The following is a 14,091-nucleotide window of genomic DNA, read 5'->3' on the forward strand; positions in this document are numbered from 1 at the left end:
AAGTGCAGGGATCGCTAGTGGGCCACGGCGGCAGCGCCGTGTTCGTCGATCAGGGCGCCGGTTTCGAAGCGTTCCAGCGAGAAGGGCTGGTTCAGCTTGTGCGGGGTTCCGGTGGCGATGGTGTGTGCGAAGGCGAAGCCGGCACCCGGGGTGGCCTTGAAGCCGCCGGTGCCCCAGCCGCAGTTCACGAACATGTTCTCCACCGGGGTGGTGCCCAGGATGGGGGAGGCGTCCAGCGTGGTGTCCACAATGCCGCCCCAGGTGCGCAGGACGTGTGCCCTGGCGAAGATCGGGAAAAGTTCGACGGCGGCGGCCATCTGGTGCTCGATCACGTGGAAGGATCCCCGCTGGCCGTAGCCGTTGTAGGAGTCCACGCCGGCGCCCATCACCAGTTCACCCTTGTGGGCCTGGGAGACGTAGACGTGCACGTGGTTGGACATGACCACCGTGGGGTGGACCGGTTCGTGCAGTTCCGAAACAAGGGCCTGGAGCGGGTGGGACTGGATGGGGAGGCGGAAGCCGGCCATCTCGGCCAGGACCGAGCTGTGCCCGGCGGCCGCGAGGCCAACCTTTTCGGTGTTGATGTTGCCGCGGTTGGTCTTGACGCCGGTAACGCGGTTGCCGTCTTTGATGAAGCCGGTGACTTCACAGTTCTGGATGATGTCCACGCCCATTTCGTCGCACTTGCGGGCGAAGGCCCAGGCCACGTGGTCGTGCTTGGCGATGCCGGCGCGGGGCTGGTAGGTGGCGCCCATGACGGGGTAGCGGATGTTGTCGCTGATGTTCAGGATGGGGCAGAGTTCCTTGACCTGCTTGGGGTCCAGCCATTCCGCGTCCACGCCGTTGAGCTTGTTCGCTCCCACGCGGCGCATGCTTTCGCGGACGTCACCGAGGGTGTGGGCGAGGTTCATCACGCCGCGCTGGCTGAAGAGGAAGTCGTATTCGAGTTCCTCGGGCAGGATCTCCCAGAGCTTGAGGGCGTGCTCGTAAATGGCCGCGCTCTCGTCCCAGAGGTAGTTGGAACGGATGATGGTGGTGTTCCGGGCCATGTTGCCGCCGGCCAGCCAGCCTTTTTCCAGGACGGCGATGTTGGTCATGCCGTGGTTCTTCGCCAGGAAGTAGGCCGTTGCCAGGCCGTGCCCGCCGCCGCCGACAATGACGGCGTCGTAGGAGGACTTGGGTTCCGGGTTGCGCCAAAGGAAATCCGGGTGCTCGGGAAGCTGGTGCGTGCTCACTGGGCTGCTCCAATCAGGTCTGCTTCGAAGGCGGCGACGTCGGTGTCGGTGCCGAGGTGGGGGTAAAGGGGAAACTTGTCTGCCAGGGCGGTCACCCGGGCGCGGAGTTCGACGGCGGTGCTGTCGCTCAGGGGCGTTGTCCCGGCGGCGCCGGTGCCCGCAGCGGCGATCAGCGCCGTCGCGATGATGTCTGCTACTTCCGTGAACTCCTCGGCGCCGAAACCGCGGGTGGCCAGGGCCGGGGTGCCGATGCGGAGCCCGGAGGACACCATGGGCGGGCGGGGGTCGAAGGGGACGGCGTTGCGGTTGACGGTGATGCCGATGCGGTGCAGGGCGTCTTCGGCCTGCTGGCCGTCCAGCTCGGAATTGCGGAGGTCAACCAGGACCAGGTGCACGTCGGTGCCGCCGTTGACCACGGAGATTCCGGCCGCGGCAACGTCGTCGCGGAGGAGGCGTTCGGCCAGGAGCTTGGAGCCCTGCAGGACGCGTTCCTGGCGTTCCTTGAACTCCGGGGCTGCTGCGAGCTTGAAGGCCACCGCCTTGGCGGCGATGACGTGCTCCAGCGGACCGCCCTGCTGGCCGGGGAAAACTGCAGAGTTGATCTTCTTGGCGTACTGCTCCTTGGCGAGGATGACGCCGCCGCGGGGGCCGCCGAGGGTCTTGTGGGTGGTGGTGGTGACGACGTCGGCGTACGGCACGGGGTTCGGGTGCAGACCGGCGGCCACCAGGCCGGCGAAGTGCGCCATGTCCACCATCAGGTAGGCGCCCACCAGATCGGCGATCCGGCGGAACTCGGCGAAGTCCAGCTGCCGGGAGTACGCGGACCAGCCGGCCACGATGAGCTTCGGGCGGTGTTCCAGGGCCAGTGCTTCAACGTCGGCCATGTCAATGGTGTGGGTGTCTTCGCGGACCTCGTACGGGACCACGTTATAGAGCTTGCCGGAGAAGTTAATCTTCATGCCGTGCGTAAGGTGGCCGCCGTGGGCCAGGCTGAGGCCCATGATGGTGTCGCCCGGGTTGAGCAGCGCAAACATGGCTGCCGCGTTGGCCTGAGCTCCCGAGTGCGGCTGCACGTTGGCGAACTCGGCGCCGAACAGTGCCTTGACCCGGTCGATGGCGAGCTGCTCGATGACGTCCACGTGCTCGCAGCCGCCGTAATAGCGCTTGCCGGGGTAGCCCTCGGCGTACTTGTTGGTCAGGACCGAGCCCTGCGCCTCCATGACGGCGGACGGGGCGAAATTCTCCGAGGCGATCATTTCCAGGGTCGTCTGCTGGCGGACCAGCTCATTATTGATGGCCTGCTGGACCTCGGGATCGACTGTTGAAAGTCGCTCGTTCAACTGCTGAACCACGGATGCTCCTTTGAAATACCACTGTTGTTGTGACTGATATATCAGTGTGAGGTCAATGGTATGATTAGGATCACAGCAGAGTCAATAGCTGGACCGAAAGCGGCTTGAAGCTACCACTTCGGGTTCAGCTGGTATCAGAGAAACGGAGCGGCACCGTGAATGAACTTGTTGCCCTGCCCCAGGCAGCGGATGAGGTACTCTCCCAGGCTGAGGCCGCGTATCGGCAGCTGCGCGACAAGCTGATCATGCTTGAAATCCGCCCGGGCGAGCCCATCAACGACGGACAGCTCGCCGCCGAGCTCGGCTTCGGGCGAACCCCTGTACGGGAGGCCATCAAGCGGCTTGAGGTGGATCACCTGGTTGTTTCCTACCCGCGCCGCGGAACCTTTGCCACGAGTGTGGACTTCACGGAGCTGGCCGATGTCTCCGAGGTCCGCGAGCTGCTCGAGCCGCTGGCTGCGCGCAGTGCTGCCATCCGCGCCAACGCCGCCATGCGACGCGAGCTGCTAAGCGTCGCCGACACCATTGCGGGGCTCGAGCCGAACCCGGCGGAGTCGCGCGATCTGATGCGGTATGACCTCACCGTGCACCGGCTGATCTACAAAGCCGCCGCGAATCCGCACCTGGAAGACACCCTGATCCGTTACGACAACCTGGCAACGCGCATCTGGTGCCTGGTCCTGGACAAACTGCCCTCAGTCAGCGGTCACATCACCGAGCATGTGGACCTGCTCAGGGCCGTGGCCGACGGCGACGCGGACAAGGCCGGCGAGCTTGCCCTCCACCACGTGACGAACTTCGAGGAAACCATCCGCAAGGTGCTGTAGCCTGGGTGGCCCCCGGCTGCCCCGGGGTTGTGCCCCCGCGGGCCGGATCCCTTAGCGCGCTCCTGCCGCTCCCATGGCGGCCCCCACGCACGGCGTGGGGGCCGCCATGGTCGTTTCCCGCTGCTTGGGCCGCGACTGCCTGGACCGGGTCGCCGGACTCGGGGCCGAGCCCCGGCCGGGACGCGTAAGCGGCAACGCAAATTCGCCACACGCAACGAACAGACATTCCGGTTGCCAGCTCTTCGTTCTGCGGCCCAGTGAAAGTCACGGGGAAAATGTTTGCGAAAAGGCGTTGACTGTGTGCCCGATCACGTCATACTCTGTTGCAACAGCGTTGCGCTGAATGCAACCCCCAACCATTTTGGTGGATCCATGAGTAACGAAACTTCCTCCCCGGCCCGTGGCCGCGGTGTTAACCCGGAGCCTGGCGAATCCCGCGCCACCTCCACAACTGGCCGCAGCACCCTCAGCGGCCAGGACTATGACCCCGCTGACAGCGCCGTCAGCAAGGAAACCCGCCGCAGGGTCATCGCGGCCAGCTTCATCGGCAACTTCGTTGAATGGTTCGACTACGCCGTTTACGGCTACCTTGCCGTCACAATCGCCACCGTCTTTTTCCCCGAATCCAACCCCCAAACCGGACTCCTACTCACCTTCGCCCTGTTCGCCATCTCGTTCCTGGTCCGCCCGCTCGGCGGGTTCGTCTGGGGCCACATCGGTGACAAGGTGGGCCGGCGGACAGCACTCTCGCTGTCCATCCTGATCATGTCCGGGGCGACGTTCTGCATCGCACTCATCCCGGGCTATGACACGATCGGCATCTGGGCCCCCGTCCTGCTGCTGATCATCCGGGTAGTCCAGGGCTTCTCGGCCTCCGGTGAGTACGCAGGAGCCTCGGCCTTCCTCGTGGAGTACGCTCCGGCCAACAAACGCGGCCTGTACGCTGCGGTTGTCCCGGCCAGTACGGCCGCCGGCCTGCTCCTGGGTTCCCTGTTGGCCGGACTGCTGACGGTCCTGCTCACAACCGATGCCATGCACAGCTGGGGCTGGCGCCTGCCCTTCCTGCTGGCCGCACCGATGGGACTGATCGGCCGCTACATCCGCACCAAGCTCGAGGACACCCCGGTGTTCCGCGAGCTCGCCAAGGAAGACCAGGCGGTCAAGGCACCCGTGTCCAGCCTGTTCCGCAACCACTGGCGCCAGCTGCTTCAGGCCGTCGGCGCCGTGCTGCTCAACGCCGTCGGGTTCTACGTGATCCTCAGCTACATGCCCACCTATTTGTCCTCGGAGCTTGGCCTCGGCGCAACCGAGTCCTTCCTCGCCACCACCATCGCGCTGCTGACCTACATCGGGTTCATCTTCCTGACCGGGATGCTCTCGGACCGCTACGGACGCAAGAAGGTGCTGATCAGCGCATCCATCACCTTTATTGTGCTGACCGTTCCGGCCTTCGCGCTGCTGGGAACCGGCAACTTCCTGGTCATCGTCCTGGTCCAGGTCCTGCTGGGAGCCATGCTTACGCTCAATGACGGAACGCTTCCCAGCTTCCTGGCCGAGATGTTCCCCACCCGGGTGCGCTACAGCGGCTTCGCGGTCAGCTTCAACCTCTCCAACGCCCTCTTCGGCGGCACGGCTCCCTTCATGGCCACCCTCCTGATCGCCGCTACCGCCAACGAACTGGCCCCGGCCTGGTACCTGGTTGGCGCGGCACTCATCTCGCTGATCGCCGTCGCGCTTTCCCGGGAAACCGGCAACGAACCGCTGCGCCACGAATAAACAGACTTTCTTCTTCCCTCTTTACGTAACTGCACCACAGAAAGGCACCACCATGACCATCACCACCGAAAACGCCTCGTCCATCGCCGAACTGGAGCGCACCAAGGTCCTGAAGAACGGCAAAAAGGTCAGCCTCACGTTCTCAGACACGGAGTTTGAGCGCCGTCTCGCGGGACTGCGCCGCATCATGGCGGAGAAGGAGCTCGACGCCGTCGTCCTCACCAGCTACCACTCCATCAAGTACTACTCCGACTTCCTGTTCACCACCTTCGGCCGCTCCTACGCCATGGTGGTCACCAAGGATGACAACGTCACCGTCACCGCCAATATCGACGCCGGGATGCCTTGGCGCCGCAGCTACGGCGACAACATCATTTACACGGACTGGCGCCGGGACAACTACATCTTCGCCATCCAGGAAGTCCTGCGCACCCGCGGCATCAACCCGCGCCGCCTCGGCGTCGAGGATGACTCGCTGCCGCTGGATAACCGCAACAAGATCCAGGCCGCCTTCTCCGGCGCCACCCTGGTGGACGTGGCCCAGGCGGCCATGCGCCAGCGCATGATCAAGTCCGCCGAGGAAATCGAGGTCATCAAGCACGGCGCCCGCATCGGCGACCTCGGCGGCGAAGCGATCCGCAACGCCATCACGGCCGGCATCACCGAATACGAGGTGGCCCTGATCGGCACCGAAGCGATGGTGCACGAGATCGCCCGCACCTTCCCCGACTCCGAAATCCGCGACACCTGGGTCTGGTTCCAGTCCGGCATCAACACCGACGGCGCCCACAACTGGGCAACCACCCGCAAGATCCAGGAACACGACATCCTGTCCCTGAACTGCTTCCCCATGACCTCGGGCTACTACACGGCACTGGAACGCACCCTGTTCTACGGCGAACCGGATGCCCGCTCGCTGGAACTGTGGAACATCAACGTCGAGGTCCACAAGCGCGGCCTGGAACTGATCAAGCCCGGCGCCGTCTGCAAGGACATCGCCGCGGAGCTCAACGAGATCTACGTCGGCTACGGCCTCCTGGCCAACCGTACGTTCGGCTACGGCCACTCCTTCGGCGTCCTGAGCCACTACTACGGCCGGGAAGCCGGGCTGGAACTCCGCGAGGACATTGACACGGTGCTGGAACCGGGCATGGTGGTTTCCATGGAACCGATGATCACCGTCCTGGACGGCCAGCCGGGCGCGGGCGGCTACCGCGAGCACGACATCCTCGTGGTGGGCGAAGATGGTGCGGAGAACATCACCAAGTTCCCGTTCGGCCCCGAATACAACATCATCGGAGCCTGACAACCTGAGAACCGGCCGGGAAAGCGGCGCCGTGGCTGACACGACGCCGCTTTCCCGGCACTTCCACCCCCACCCTGTACCACCCCCACTCCGTACCACCCCCACTCCGTACCACCCCCACAAGGAGCACCACGAGCATGGACAAGTCAGTATTTCTGGAAGACCTGGACGCCTTCGCCTACCGCGAAGTCCTGTCCTCCGGGGAAGCGATCGTCCTGATACCTGTCGGTTCCCTGGAACAGCACGGCCCGCACCTGCCGCTGGGAACTGACACCCTGCTGTCATCGCGCTTCGCGGATGGTGTTGCACGGCGCCTGGGGGCACTCGTTGCCCAGCCCATCGCCTACGGGTACAAGTCGCAGCAGAAATCCGGGGGCGGCAACCATCTCTCGGGGACCACCAGCCTGGACGGCGCAACCCTGATCGGGGTGGCGCGCAACCTGGTCAAGTCCTTCCTTAACCAGGGCGTCCGGCACGTGGTCTTCGTCAACGGCCACTTCGAGAACTACCAGTTCCTCTACGAAGGAATTGACCTGGCCCTGGAAGACCTGGGGATCAAGCCCGGCGCGAAGCAGAGCGTGCTGCTGCTCTCCTACTGGGACTTCGTCAGCCAGGACACCCTGACGGAGGTCTACCCGGACGGATTCCCGGGCTGGGACATCGAGCACGGCGGCGTACTGGAAACCTCCCTGATGCTTCACCTTGAGCCGGCCCGGGTGGGCATGGACCGCCTTGTAGATGGTCCAGCCGCCGTCCTGCCACGCTTCGACAGGCTCCCGGTGGTTCCTGAGCGCACGCCGGCCACCGGCTGTCTCTCCTCGGCCGCCGGTTCCAGTGCGGCCAAGGGCGAACTGCTGTACCGGCAGGTGGTCGAAGACCTGGCCGTTGACCTTGCCCGCGAGCTGAACCGCGAAGGCGTTATGCCTGCAGCGCCGCCGCTATCCGCTCACTATGCGCAATGATAGTGAGCACCATGAGCAAAGCAGATTCCCTCGACACCAACGGCAACGGCACCAACCCGGCCGAGGCCAACGGCAAGGCAGACACCAAGGGCGCCTCAGTCATTGTTAACGCCATCGCCGTGCTTCGCTCCTTCACCGCGGACGAGCCGTTGCTGGGTGTCACGGAAATTGCGAACAGGGTAGGCCTGCACAAGAGCACGGTGTCCCGGATCCTGGCGACTTTTGAACAGGAAAACCTTGTGGAGCGGGACGAGGACACGCGCCGCTTCCGGCTCGGGTTGGGGCTGATCGCCGTCGCCGGACCGCTGCTGGCTGAACTGGAGGAGCGCCGCGTCGCCTATCCGGTCCTCCGCGAACTCACCGAACTGACTGGCGAAACGAGTGCCCTGATGATGTGGGAGGGCAATCAGTCCATCTGCGTGGAGCAGATCGCGAGCCGGCACCAGATCAAACACACCACCCCGCTGGGGGCCCGTTACAACGATGCCTTGAGCGCCTCGGTCCAGGTGTTCCTCGCCACCGAACCGGAGGAGCGCGTGCGTTCACTCATCCGAAGCGGCGCCATCACTTACGCGGGGGTGGATGAGACCAGCCTCGACGGTTACCTGGTCCGCCTGAAAGAAGACTCCCGGCGTGGCTGGGCCGTCAACTACGGGGAGAGTTCACTGGATGAAGTGGGCGTGGCCGCGCCCGTCTACGATCACCGCGGCGACGTTGTTGCAGCAGTCCTCATCCCCGCCCCGCGGTTCCGCGTCTCCCAGGAGCGGCTCCAAAACCTCGGCCAATCATGCATGGCGGCAGCCAACAAGGTCACCGCGCGGCTGGGCGGCAAAGCGCCCGGGGCCGGCAGCGCAACCAGCGCCGGCTGACCCGCCGGAAACCACCCCGCCCCCAGGAACGCTCTCTCACTTAATGCAGGAAAAACCGGATCGCTCTCTCACTTTCTTCAAGAAAGTGAGAGAGCCCCTCTCCGTCAGGCTGGTTGTGAGTCATTCATTTCCTGTTGAGTGAAGGAGCCGGCGATGCCCGTTGATAACAAGGGTTTTACGCGTGAAGAGATCCGTGAGTTCATGCATGAGTACTATTTGCAGCCGCATGGGTCGAGGAAGGAGTGGCTTGCCTCGACGTCCGTTTCGGACTGGACGTTCCGCAGGTGGCGCACTCTGATGGTCCAGGGCGATATCGACCGTGGCCTGATTCCGCGGGAACATGGAGGCATGGTCCCGACGAATCGTGAGCTCTCCGCGTTTGAAAAAGCACGCGCGAGGGAAATAGCTGCCCACCGTGCCGAAGTCGAAAAACTCCAGAAGCGGGTGCAGGAGCTGGAGGACACGAATTCCGCACTGGGAAAAGCTATCCGGCTCTTGCACGAGTTGAGCGTGCCAGAGCCCGATACAACCCCGACGAGCGCTCAGAACGGTTCATAGCGGCCGAGAACTGTCTCGTCGTGGAGCTGCAGGTGGTCATCGGCTCCCAGCGGGCAGCGCTCGAGCTGGCGGGCGTGTCGCGCGGGAGCTGGCATTACCGGTTCAATCCCCGTCCGGGGGGGTGTCAGGACCCGATCCACCAGGCCGACCGTGCCTACGAATGCCGGATCAGTACCGACCATCACGACCGGATTCTGGGGTTCATCCTGGCCGGTTGGGAGAAGGGCAACTCCGTTGACCATGCCTTCGCCACAGCCTGGGACAACGGCGTGCTGCTCGCCTCCAACCGCACGTGGTGGCGGATCGCGGCAGAGTACGAGGATCAGCAGGCCCGCCCAACCATCCCGCGCAAGCGTGGAAGCAAAACGTCGTTCCTCTGAGGCGCCGGTCCTCAAGGCCACCGGACCTTCCCAGGTCTGGTCCTGGGACATCACTGATGTCTATTCCAAATGGCAGGGAAAGGTTTTCAAGTACTCCGTCATGGACATCTTCTCCCGGGAGATCGTCGGCTGGCGGGTAGAGGAACGAGAGTCCGACCACCTCGCCGCGGAGATGTTCAAGACAGCCATCGCCCGACACGGCGCCCCGCTTATCGTGCACGCCGATTCAGGGCCGGCCATGAAATCAAACCTGCTCCGAGACACCCTCACCGCCCACAGCGTGGAACTCAGCCACAACCGCCCGTACGTCTCCAACGACAACCCCTTCTCGGAGTCAGGGTTTCGCACGATGAAATACCGGCCCGGCTACCCCCGGATCTTTGAGGATCTCGAAGCCGCCAGGGCCTACCTCACCGGCTATGTCCGCTGGTACAGCACCGAGCACAAACACTCCGGCATTGCACTGTTCTCACCATCGCAAGTTCACAACGGCTCGTGGAAAGAGCTCTGGGACCAGCGGGACAAAGTCCACCAGGACTACTACGAACGACACCCAGGACGGTTCCGCCAACGACCCAACACACCCGCCCCCGCCACACACGTCGGGATCAACCTGCCCGAGACCAAAACACCCCAAAAACAAGCCCAGTGACTCCACACAGCTTGACAACTAACGAGCGATCCGGTTTAAGCCGCATTAAGTGAGAGAGCGTCGAGTAAAAACCCACGTTAAGTGAGAGAGCGTCGAGTAAAAACCCACGTTAAGTGAGAGAGCGTCGAGTAAAAACCCACATTAAGTGAGAGAGCGTCAGGCCTGTTCGGAGCTGGGGGGATCGTCGGCGTCGATTTCGTCCGAGTAGGGTGCGCGGGGGCCTTCGTTGCCGGCGGTAAGTTCGTTCGCGGCCATGGCCAGCAGGTCCCGCTGGAGCTGGGGGAGGGAGAGCAGTCCCTGCATGTAGGCTTCCACCTCGTACTCGCCCACGGTCCCGCCGATGCCGAAGTAGTACAGCCACAGGTCGCCGGTGGTAACTTGTGCTGCAGTCAGCGCTGCCTGGAGCCGGCGGCGCTGCTCGGGTTCGCTGCTATCGAAGCCCATCACTGGTGCCTCTAGGCCGGTCAGTGCTGACAGCCAAAAGAGCGGCGCTGACTTCGCTGAGCGTGGTGCGCGAGGTGCGGGCCTGCTTCATCAGCTGCTGCAAGGCCTCGTCCTCGCTGAGGGTATGGCGCTCCATGAGGACTCCGCAGGCCCGGTTGATCAGGTCCCTGCTGTGGAGGGCTGCCTGGAGGCTTTCACTGATGCGTGCGGGGGTTTCGGCAGTCTGGATGTGCGCGAGCAATGTTGCCGCGGGCGCGGCAAACAGCTCCATGAGGGTGGTGGTGGCCTCATCGAAGGCGTTGGGGGTTGCGGCGTAGATTTTCATGGCGCCGAGGGCCTCGCCGTCGGTAAGGAGTGGCGTGCTGACCACTGAGCGGATGGGAAGGCCAGCCACGGCTGAGCTCCAGCCCGGCCACCGGCCATCCTTGGCCACGTCGCGGATCAGGACGCTTTGCTCGGTGGCCCAGGCGGTGAGGCAGGGGCCCTGGACCAGTTCGTATTGCAGGGTATCAGCGCGTTGAACCACGGCATCCGTGGACCCTGAACTGACAGGCCGGGCATTGGGGTCAAGAATGGAAACGCCGGCTCCCAGCGTCCCCGGAATGGAGTCCCGGACGGCCCGCGAGAGCAGCTGCACGGCGCGGTCCACCTTCTCTTCCGTGAGGAGGAGCCCCATAATCCTGCCGAGGACGGTGGAAAGTTCATCCAGGGGATATTTCTTGATCATACTTTCTGCCTCCGGCCATTCAGCGTGACCGGCCATCGGAGGGCCGGATAACCCTGTTTCGGGCCGCTCAGCGCTTTCAGGTAAAGCCTAACGCGTCCGCTGGGCCGAGAGCCCCGCGCGGCACGATTCGCGTACACGGGCTATTCGTCATATGGGGTAGGGAATTCCTGTTCGCCGGAAACCGACGAGACGATGCTGGCGGCCACCTCCCTCAGTTTGATGTTCCGGTGGCTGGACGTCTTCACCAGGATGTCGAATGCCTCATCCCGCCGGCACCTGTTCTGGGCAATGATGACCCCGATCGCCGTGTCGATAACGGTGCGGGATTTCAGGGCCGCGGAGAGGTCATCACGCGCAGTACGCAACTGCGCCATGTTCAGTGCAATATCGAGGGCTTTCGCGGCTGTGCCGGTGAGGCTCTCGGCCTGGTCAATCCCGTCATGCGAGAAGCCGTCCGGGACGGGCGCGTACAGGTTCACCACGGCCTGCGCGGGTGCCTGGAGATGCATGGGTACGGCGAGGATGGATCTGATCTCCACGGCGCGTGCGGCACCGTTGTATTTGGGCCAGCGTGGTTCCGAGTCCAGATCCGGGACGTAGATCACAGTCCCGTTCCGGAGGGCCGTGAGGCAGGGCCCGTCGCCGAAGCTGTTCTGCAGTTCATCCAGGGCCCGGGCCCTGGAATCGCTGCTGGCCACCGTGGTGGGCCGTTTGTTCCGGATTACGGTGATCCCGCACGAGATGTGGTTCCCGCTCTGTGACAGCCGCGAGGCCATGATGGCGGCCATATCCGTGAGGAAGTCACGGACGTCGGAACTTTGCAGGATGACGTCCTGGAGCTGGAGGACAAAATCTTCCACGCTCTCTTCCCGGCCGCCGTCGTAATGGAACTTCCGCGTATCCATTCCCTCGGACATGGGCACTCCCTTCCTCTTCAGTCCGCCGTGATCTCTTTGATGGCGGTATGGAGCAGATCCACCTGCAGGGGAGGAAGCTCCACCATTTCATTCAGATAGGCGTCCAGCACCACTTCATCTGCAGTGCCGCCGATTCCGCAATAGTAGGTCCACAGCTCGGGGACCGTCAGGTTTGCCCGCTGGAACTGAGCCGCCGCAAACTTGCGCGGGTCCGGTTCGAAGGCAGACTGCTCGGAAGAAGCCCTGTCACTGATCATCGGTCTCTCCGGTAATCACCGGAATCCCGGATGCGTTGCGCAGGATGTCCTGGGCGATGTCATGCATCCGCCGGTTGGTGCTGCGGGAGGCCAACTGCAAAAGCTCAAGCGCAGCCTCATGGCTACAGCGGTTGTGCACCATGATGAGTGAAACGGCTGAGTCCACGATCGCCCGGGAGCGGAGCGCGGACCTGAGGTGTTCCGGATAGGGCTCAGGAGAATGCACCCGCATGGCCAGGCGGAGGATCCTGGAAAGGGACTTGGCGTGATCTTCCACTGCCGCGACCGTCTCCGCCGAGAATGCGTGGGCTTTGGTTGAATAGCAGTTCAACGCCGCCCGGGAGCCGTTGTCGGCGGGAATGGGGACAGCCAGAATCGTCTGGATTCCCTCGCTCGAAATGGCTTTTGCGTACCACTCCCAGCTCTCGTCCGCCTCAAGATCGGGGATGTGGACCGTGCGCTGGTGCCGCAGGGCGGTCAGGCACGGACCGTCGTCGTAAGCGTACTGGCGCTCATCGAGGCTGCGCGCTTCAGCGGAGCTGCTGGCCACCGTTGCCGGGCCGCTCTGGCGTTCCACCGTAATGGCGCACAGCATGGGCGCATCCCCGCCGAGCAGGGACGCGGAAATGGCGGTAAGTTCCAGAAGGAATTCGGTGAAGCCGGGGCTCTCCAGCAGCAGGTCCTGCAATTGCTCGGCGGTGGGGAGGGCGTTGTTCTCGGCCATGCGGCCTCGATTCCATGCATCGCCGGAGGTCACTGACCCGGCTGGCGGCTGGGCGCTCTCTGCGCGCACGGCCCGAATAGTTAACCCCGGACCCTTGTGCCACCCGAAATCTTCTACTATCGACATTACGCTCTTTGCAGGGCGCCGCGGGCTGGCCGGGTCAACTATTAGTAGGGCACAACAGAAGTGGGGGATGGGGTGAAGCGGCACAAATACCAGTACGGTGGCGACCCCAGCCAGTGGGGTGAGCTCTTCCTGCCGGACGTGCCCGACGGCGGTGCGCACCAGGGGATAGTGGTGGTGATTCACGGGGGCTACTGGCGCCCGCAGTACGGCGCCGAACTAGGGGAACCGATCGCAACGGACCTGGCCGCCCAGGGCATCGCCGCCTGGAACCTCGAATACCGGCGTGCCGGAAACGGGGGAGGCTGGCCCCATACCTTCCTGGACGTGCTGGCGGGACTCGACAAGCTGCGCGATGTTGCGGCCGGGCATGGCCTGAGCCTGGACCGCGTGGTGGCGTTGGGGCATTCGGCCGGCGGCCACCTTGCCGTCTGGGCGGCCGGCCGGGACATACTCGCCGAGTCCGGCCTGCCGGAGGTGCACCGGCAGCTACCGTCGCAGCAGGATGCGGTGCACCTTACGGGTGTGGTCAGCCAGTCCGGCCTCCTCAACCTCGCCGAGGCGGAGCGGCTGAACCTCAGCAATGGTGCGGTGAGCAACCTGCTGGGGGGACCGTCGTCGGACTATCCGCTCCGCCTCCGGTACGCGGACCCCATGACCGCCCTCCCGCTGGCCGTGCCCGTAATTGCGGTTCACGGGGCCGCCGACGACACCGTTCCCTTGAGCCAGTCCGGGTCCTACGTCGAGGCGGGCACGTCAGCACACATGCCGGTCCGGTTGGTGACGGTTCCCGGCGACCATTACGACCTCATCGACCCGAAAACCGCCGCGTACCGCACGTGCCGCGAGCTGGTTCGGTCGCTCCTGGGTTAGATTCGGGGCCTGGGGTACGGATTCCGGAAATTAGGTACGACACTCTAGACATTGGACATCCCATCTCCTGTACTCTAGGAGTAAGACAAGTCGCCTGCCGGCGCAAGGA

General features: G+C 64.0%; 16 protein-coding genes. 9 read left to right on the top strand and 7 right to left on the bottom strand.

The annotated features are described in order from the left end of the window. Nucleotides 1–14: 14 nt before the first annotated feature. Together SBP01_RS00995 and glyA are read right to left on the bottom strand one after the other, a co-directional pair. Nucleotides 15–1,235, bottom strand: a complete 1,221-nt coding sequence (locus SBP01_RS00995) for a sarcosine oxidase subunit beta family protein (protein ID WP_275213757.1) — start codon at nucleotides 1,233–1,235, stop codon at nucleotides 15–17. Beyond that, the gene (gene glyA / locus SBP01_RS01000) at nucleotides 1,232–2,587 is read right to left on the bottom strand and encodes a serine hydroxymethyltransferase (RefSeq protein WP_320537186.1); all 1,356 of its coding nucleotides are present in this window, start codon (nucleotides 2,585–2,587) and stop codon (nucleotides 1,232–1,234) included. The genes SBP01_RS00995 and glyA overlap by 4 nt, the downstream gene beginning before the upstream one ends. Before the next feature lie 155 nt (nucleotides 2,588–2,742). On the opposite strand from glyA, the gene SBP01_RS01005 reads away from it, so the two are divergent. From SBP01_RS01005 to SBP01_RS01040, 8 genes are all read left to right on the top strand, one after another. After that, nucleotides 2,743–3,414 (top strand): GntR family transcriptional regulator, encoded by a 672-nt coding sequence (locus SBP01_RS01005; protein WP_320537187.1) that lies wholly within the window; start codon nucleotides 2,743–2,745, stop codon nucleotides 3,412–3,414. A gap of 372 nt (nucleotides 3,415–3,786) precedes the next feature. Beyond that, complete coding sequence (locus SBP01_RS01010) at nucleotides 3,787–5,190, top strand: MFS transporter (protein ID WP_275213760.1); 1,404 nt, start codon at nucleotides 3,787–3,789, stop codon at nucleotides 5,188–5,190. Between the two features lie 52 nt (nucleotides 5,191–5,242). After that, a complete protein-coding gene (locus tag SBP01_RS01015) occupies nucleotides 5,243–6,496 on the top strand; it encodes an aminopeptidase P family protein (protein ID WP_275213761.1) in 1,254 nt (417 codons plus the stop codon). Between the two features lie 137 nt (nucleotides 6,497–6,633). After that, entirely contained in the window at nucleotides 6,634–7,458 is an 825-nt protein-coding gene (locus tag SBP01_RS01020) for a creatininase (RefSeq protein ID WP_275213762.1), read from the top strand. 11 nt (nucleotides 7,459–7,469) lie between these two features. Then, nucleotides 7,470–8,327 carry an IclR family transcriptional regulator gene (locus tag SBP01_RS01025; RefSeq protein WP_275213763.1) on the top strand — a complete coding sequence of 286 codons (858 nt, stop codon included), beginning with the start codon at nucleotides 7,470–7,472 and terminating at the stop codon, nucleotides 8,325–8,327. 153 nt (nucleotides 8,328–8,480) lie between these two features. After that, the gene (locus SBP01_RS01030) at nucleotides 8,481–8,885 is read left to right on the top strand and encodes a hypothetical protein (RefSeq protein WP_320537189.1); all 405 of its coding nucleotides are present in this window, start codon (nucleotides 8,481–8,483) and stop codon (nucleotides 8,883–8,885) included. 20 nt (nucleotides 8,886–8,905) lie between these two features. Next, nucleotides 8,906–9,265, top strand: coding sequence for a hypothetical protein (locus SBP01_RS01035; RefSeq protein ID WP_320537190.1), 360 nt, complete (start codon nucleotides 8,906–8,908; stop codon nucleotides 9,263–9,265). Beyond that, nucleotides 9,240–9,917 carry a DDE-type integrase/transposase/recombinase gene (locus SBP01_RS01040; RefSeq protein ID WP_320537191.1) on the top strand — a complete coding sequence of 226 codons (678 nt, stop codon included), beginning with the start codon at nucleotides 9,240–9,242 and terminating at the stop codon, nucleotides 9,915–9,917. The genes SBP01_RS01035 and SBP01_RS01040 overlap by 26 nt, the downstream gene beginning before the upstream one ends. A 156-nt stretch (nucleotides 9,918–10,073) precedes the next feature. Here the strand turns inward: SBP01_RS01040 and SBP01_RS01045 are convergent, their stop codons facing one another. The 5 genes from SBP01_RS01045 to SBP01_RS01065 form a co-directional block, all read right to left on the bottom strand. Continuing rightward, nucleotides 10,074–10,361 (bottom strand): hypothetical protein, encoded by a 288-nt coding sequence (locus tag SBP01_RS01045; RefSeq protein WP_275213764.1) that lies wholly within the window; start codon nucleotides 10,359–10,361, stop codon nucleotides 10,074–10,076. Beyond that, nucleotides 10,348–11,088, bottom strand: a complete 741-nt coding sequence (locus tag SBP01_RS01050; protein WP_320537193.1) for a GAF and ANTAR domain-containing protein — start codon at nucleotides 11,086–11,088, stop codon at nucleotides 10,348–10,350. The genes SBP01_RS01045 and SBP01_RS01050 overlap by 14 nt, the downstream gene beginning before the upstream one ends. A 140-nt stretch (nucleotides 11,089–11,228) precedes the next feature. Next, complete coding sequence (locus SBP01_RS01055) at nucleotides 11,229–12,005, bottom strand: GAF and ANTAR domain-containing protein (RefSeq protein ID WP_320537194.1); 777 nt, start codon at nucleotides 12,003–12,005, stop codon at nucleotides 11,229–11,231. A 17-nt stretch (nucleotides 12,006–12,022) separates the two neighbouring features. After that, nucleotides 12,023–12,262: a hypothetical protein gene (locus tag SBP01_RS01060; RefSeq protein ID WP_320537195.1), complete on the bottom strand. Its 240-nt coding sequence runs from the start codon at nucleotides 12,260–12,262 to the stop codon at nucleotides 12,023–12,025. Next, nucleotides 12,252–12,986: a GAF and ANTAR domain-containing protein gene (locus SBP01_RS01065; protein WP_320537196.1), complete on the bottom strand. Its 735-nt coding sequence runs from the start codon at nucleotides 12,984–12,986 to the stop codon at nucleotides 12,252–12,254. Before SBP01_RS01065 ends, SBP01_RS01060 begins: the two co-directional genes overlap by 11 nt. 198 nt (nucleotides 12,987–13,184) lie before the next feature. On the opposite strand from SBP01_RS01065, the gene SBP01_RS01070 reads away from it, so the two are divergent. Beyond that, nucleotides 13,185–13,982, top strand: a complete 798-nt coding sequence (locus SBP01_RS01070; RefSeq protein ID WP_320537197.1) for an alpha/beta hydrolase — start codon at nucleotides 13,185–13,187, stop codon at nucleotides 13,980–13,982. Nucleotides 13,983–14,091 lie beyond the last annotated feature (109 nt).

The organism is Pseudarthrobacter sp. IC2-21, assembly GCF_034048115.1.
In the GTDB taxonomy this organism is placed as follows: domain Bacteria; phylum Actinomycetota; class Actinomycetes; order Actinomycetales; family Micrococcaceae; genus Arthrobacter; species Arthrobacter naphthalenicus.

Bases quoted from the DNA above. Each gene is read 5' to 3' on its own strand.
- SBP01_RS01010 (WP_275213760.1), top strand. From the start codon at position 3,787: ATGAGTAACGAAACTTCCTCCCCGGCCCGTGGCCGCGGTGTTAACCCG.
- SBP01_RS01050 (WP_320537193.1), bottom strand. From the start codon at position 11,088: ATGATCAAGAAATATCCCCTGGATGAACTTTCCACCGTCCTCGGCAGG.
- SBP01_RS01015 (WP_275213761.1), top strand. From the start codon at position 5,243: ATGACCATCACCACCGAAAACGCCTCGTCCATCGCCGAACTGGAGCGC.
- SBP01_RS01060 (WP_320537195.1), bottom strand. From the start codon at position 12,262: ATGATCAGTGACAGGGCTTCTTCCGAGCAGTCTGCCTTCGAACCGGAC.
- SBP01_RS01020 (WP_275213762.1), top strand. From the start codon at position 6,634: ATGGACAAGTCAGTATTTCTGGAAGACCTGGACGCCTTCGCCTACCGC.
- SBP01_RS01025 (WP_275213763.1), top strand. From the start codon at position 7,470: ATGAGCAAAGCAGATTCCCTCGACACCAACGGCAACGGCACCAACCCG.
- SBP01_RS01030 (WP_320537189.1), top strand. From the start codon at position 8,481: ATGCCCGTTGATAACAAGGGTTTTACGCGTGAAGAGATCCGTGAGTTC.
- SBP01_RS01065 (WP_320537196.1), bottom strand. From the start codon at position 12,986: ATGGCCGAGAACAACGCCCTCCCCACCGCCGAGCAATTGCAGGACCTG.
- SBP01_RS01045 (WP_275213764.1), bottom strand. From the start codon at position 10,361: ATGGGCTTCGATAGCAGCGAACCCGAGCAGCGCCGCCGGCTCCAGGCA.
- SBP01_RS01055 (WP_320537194.1), bottom strand. From the start codon at position 12,005: ATGTCCGAGGGAATGGATACGCGGAAGTTCCATTACGACGGCGGCCGG.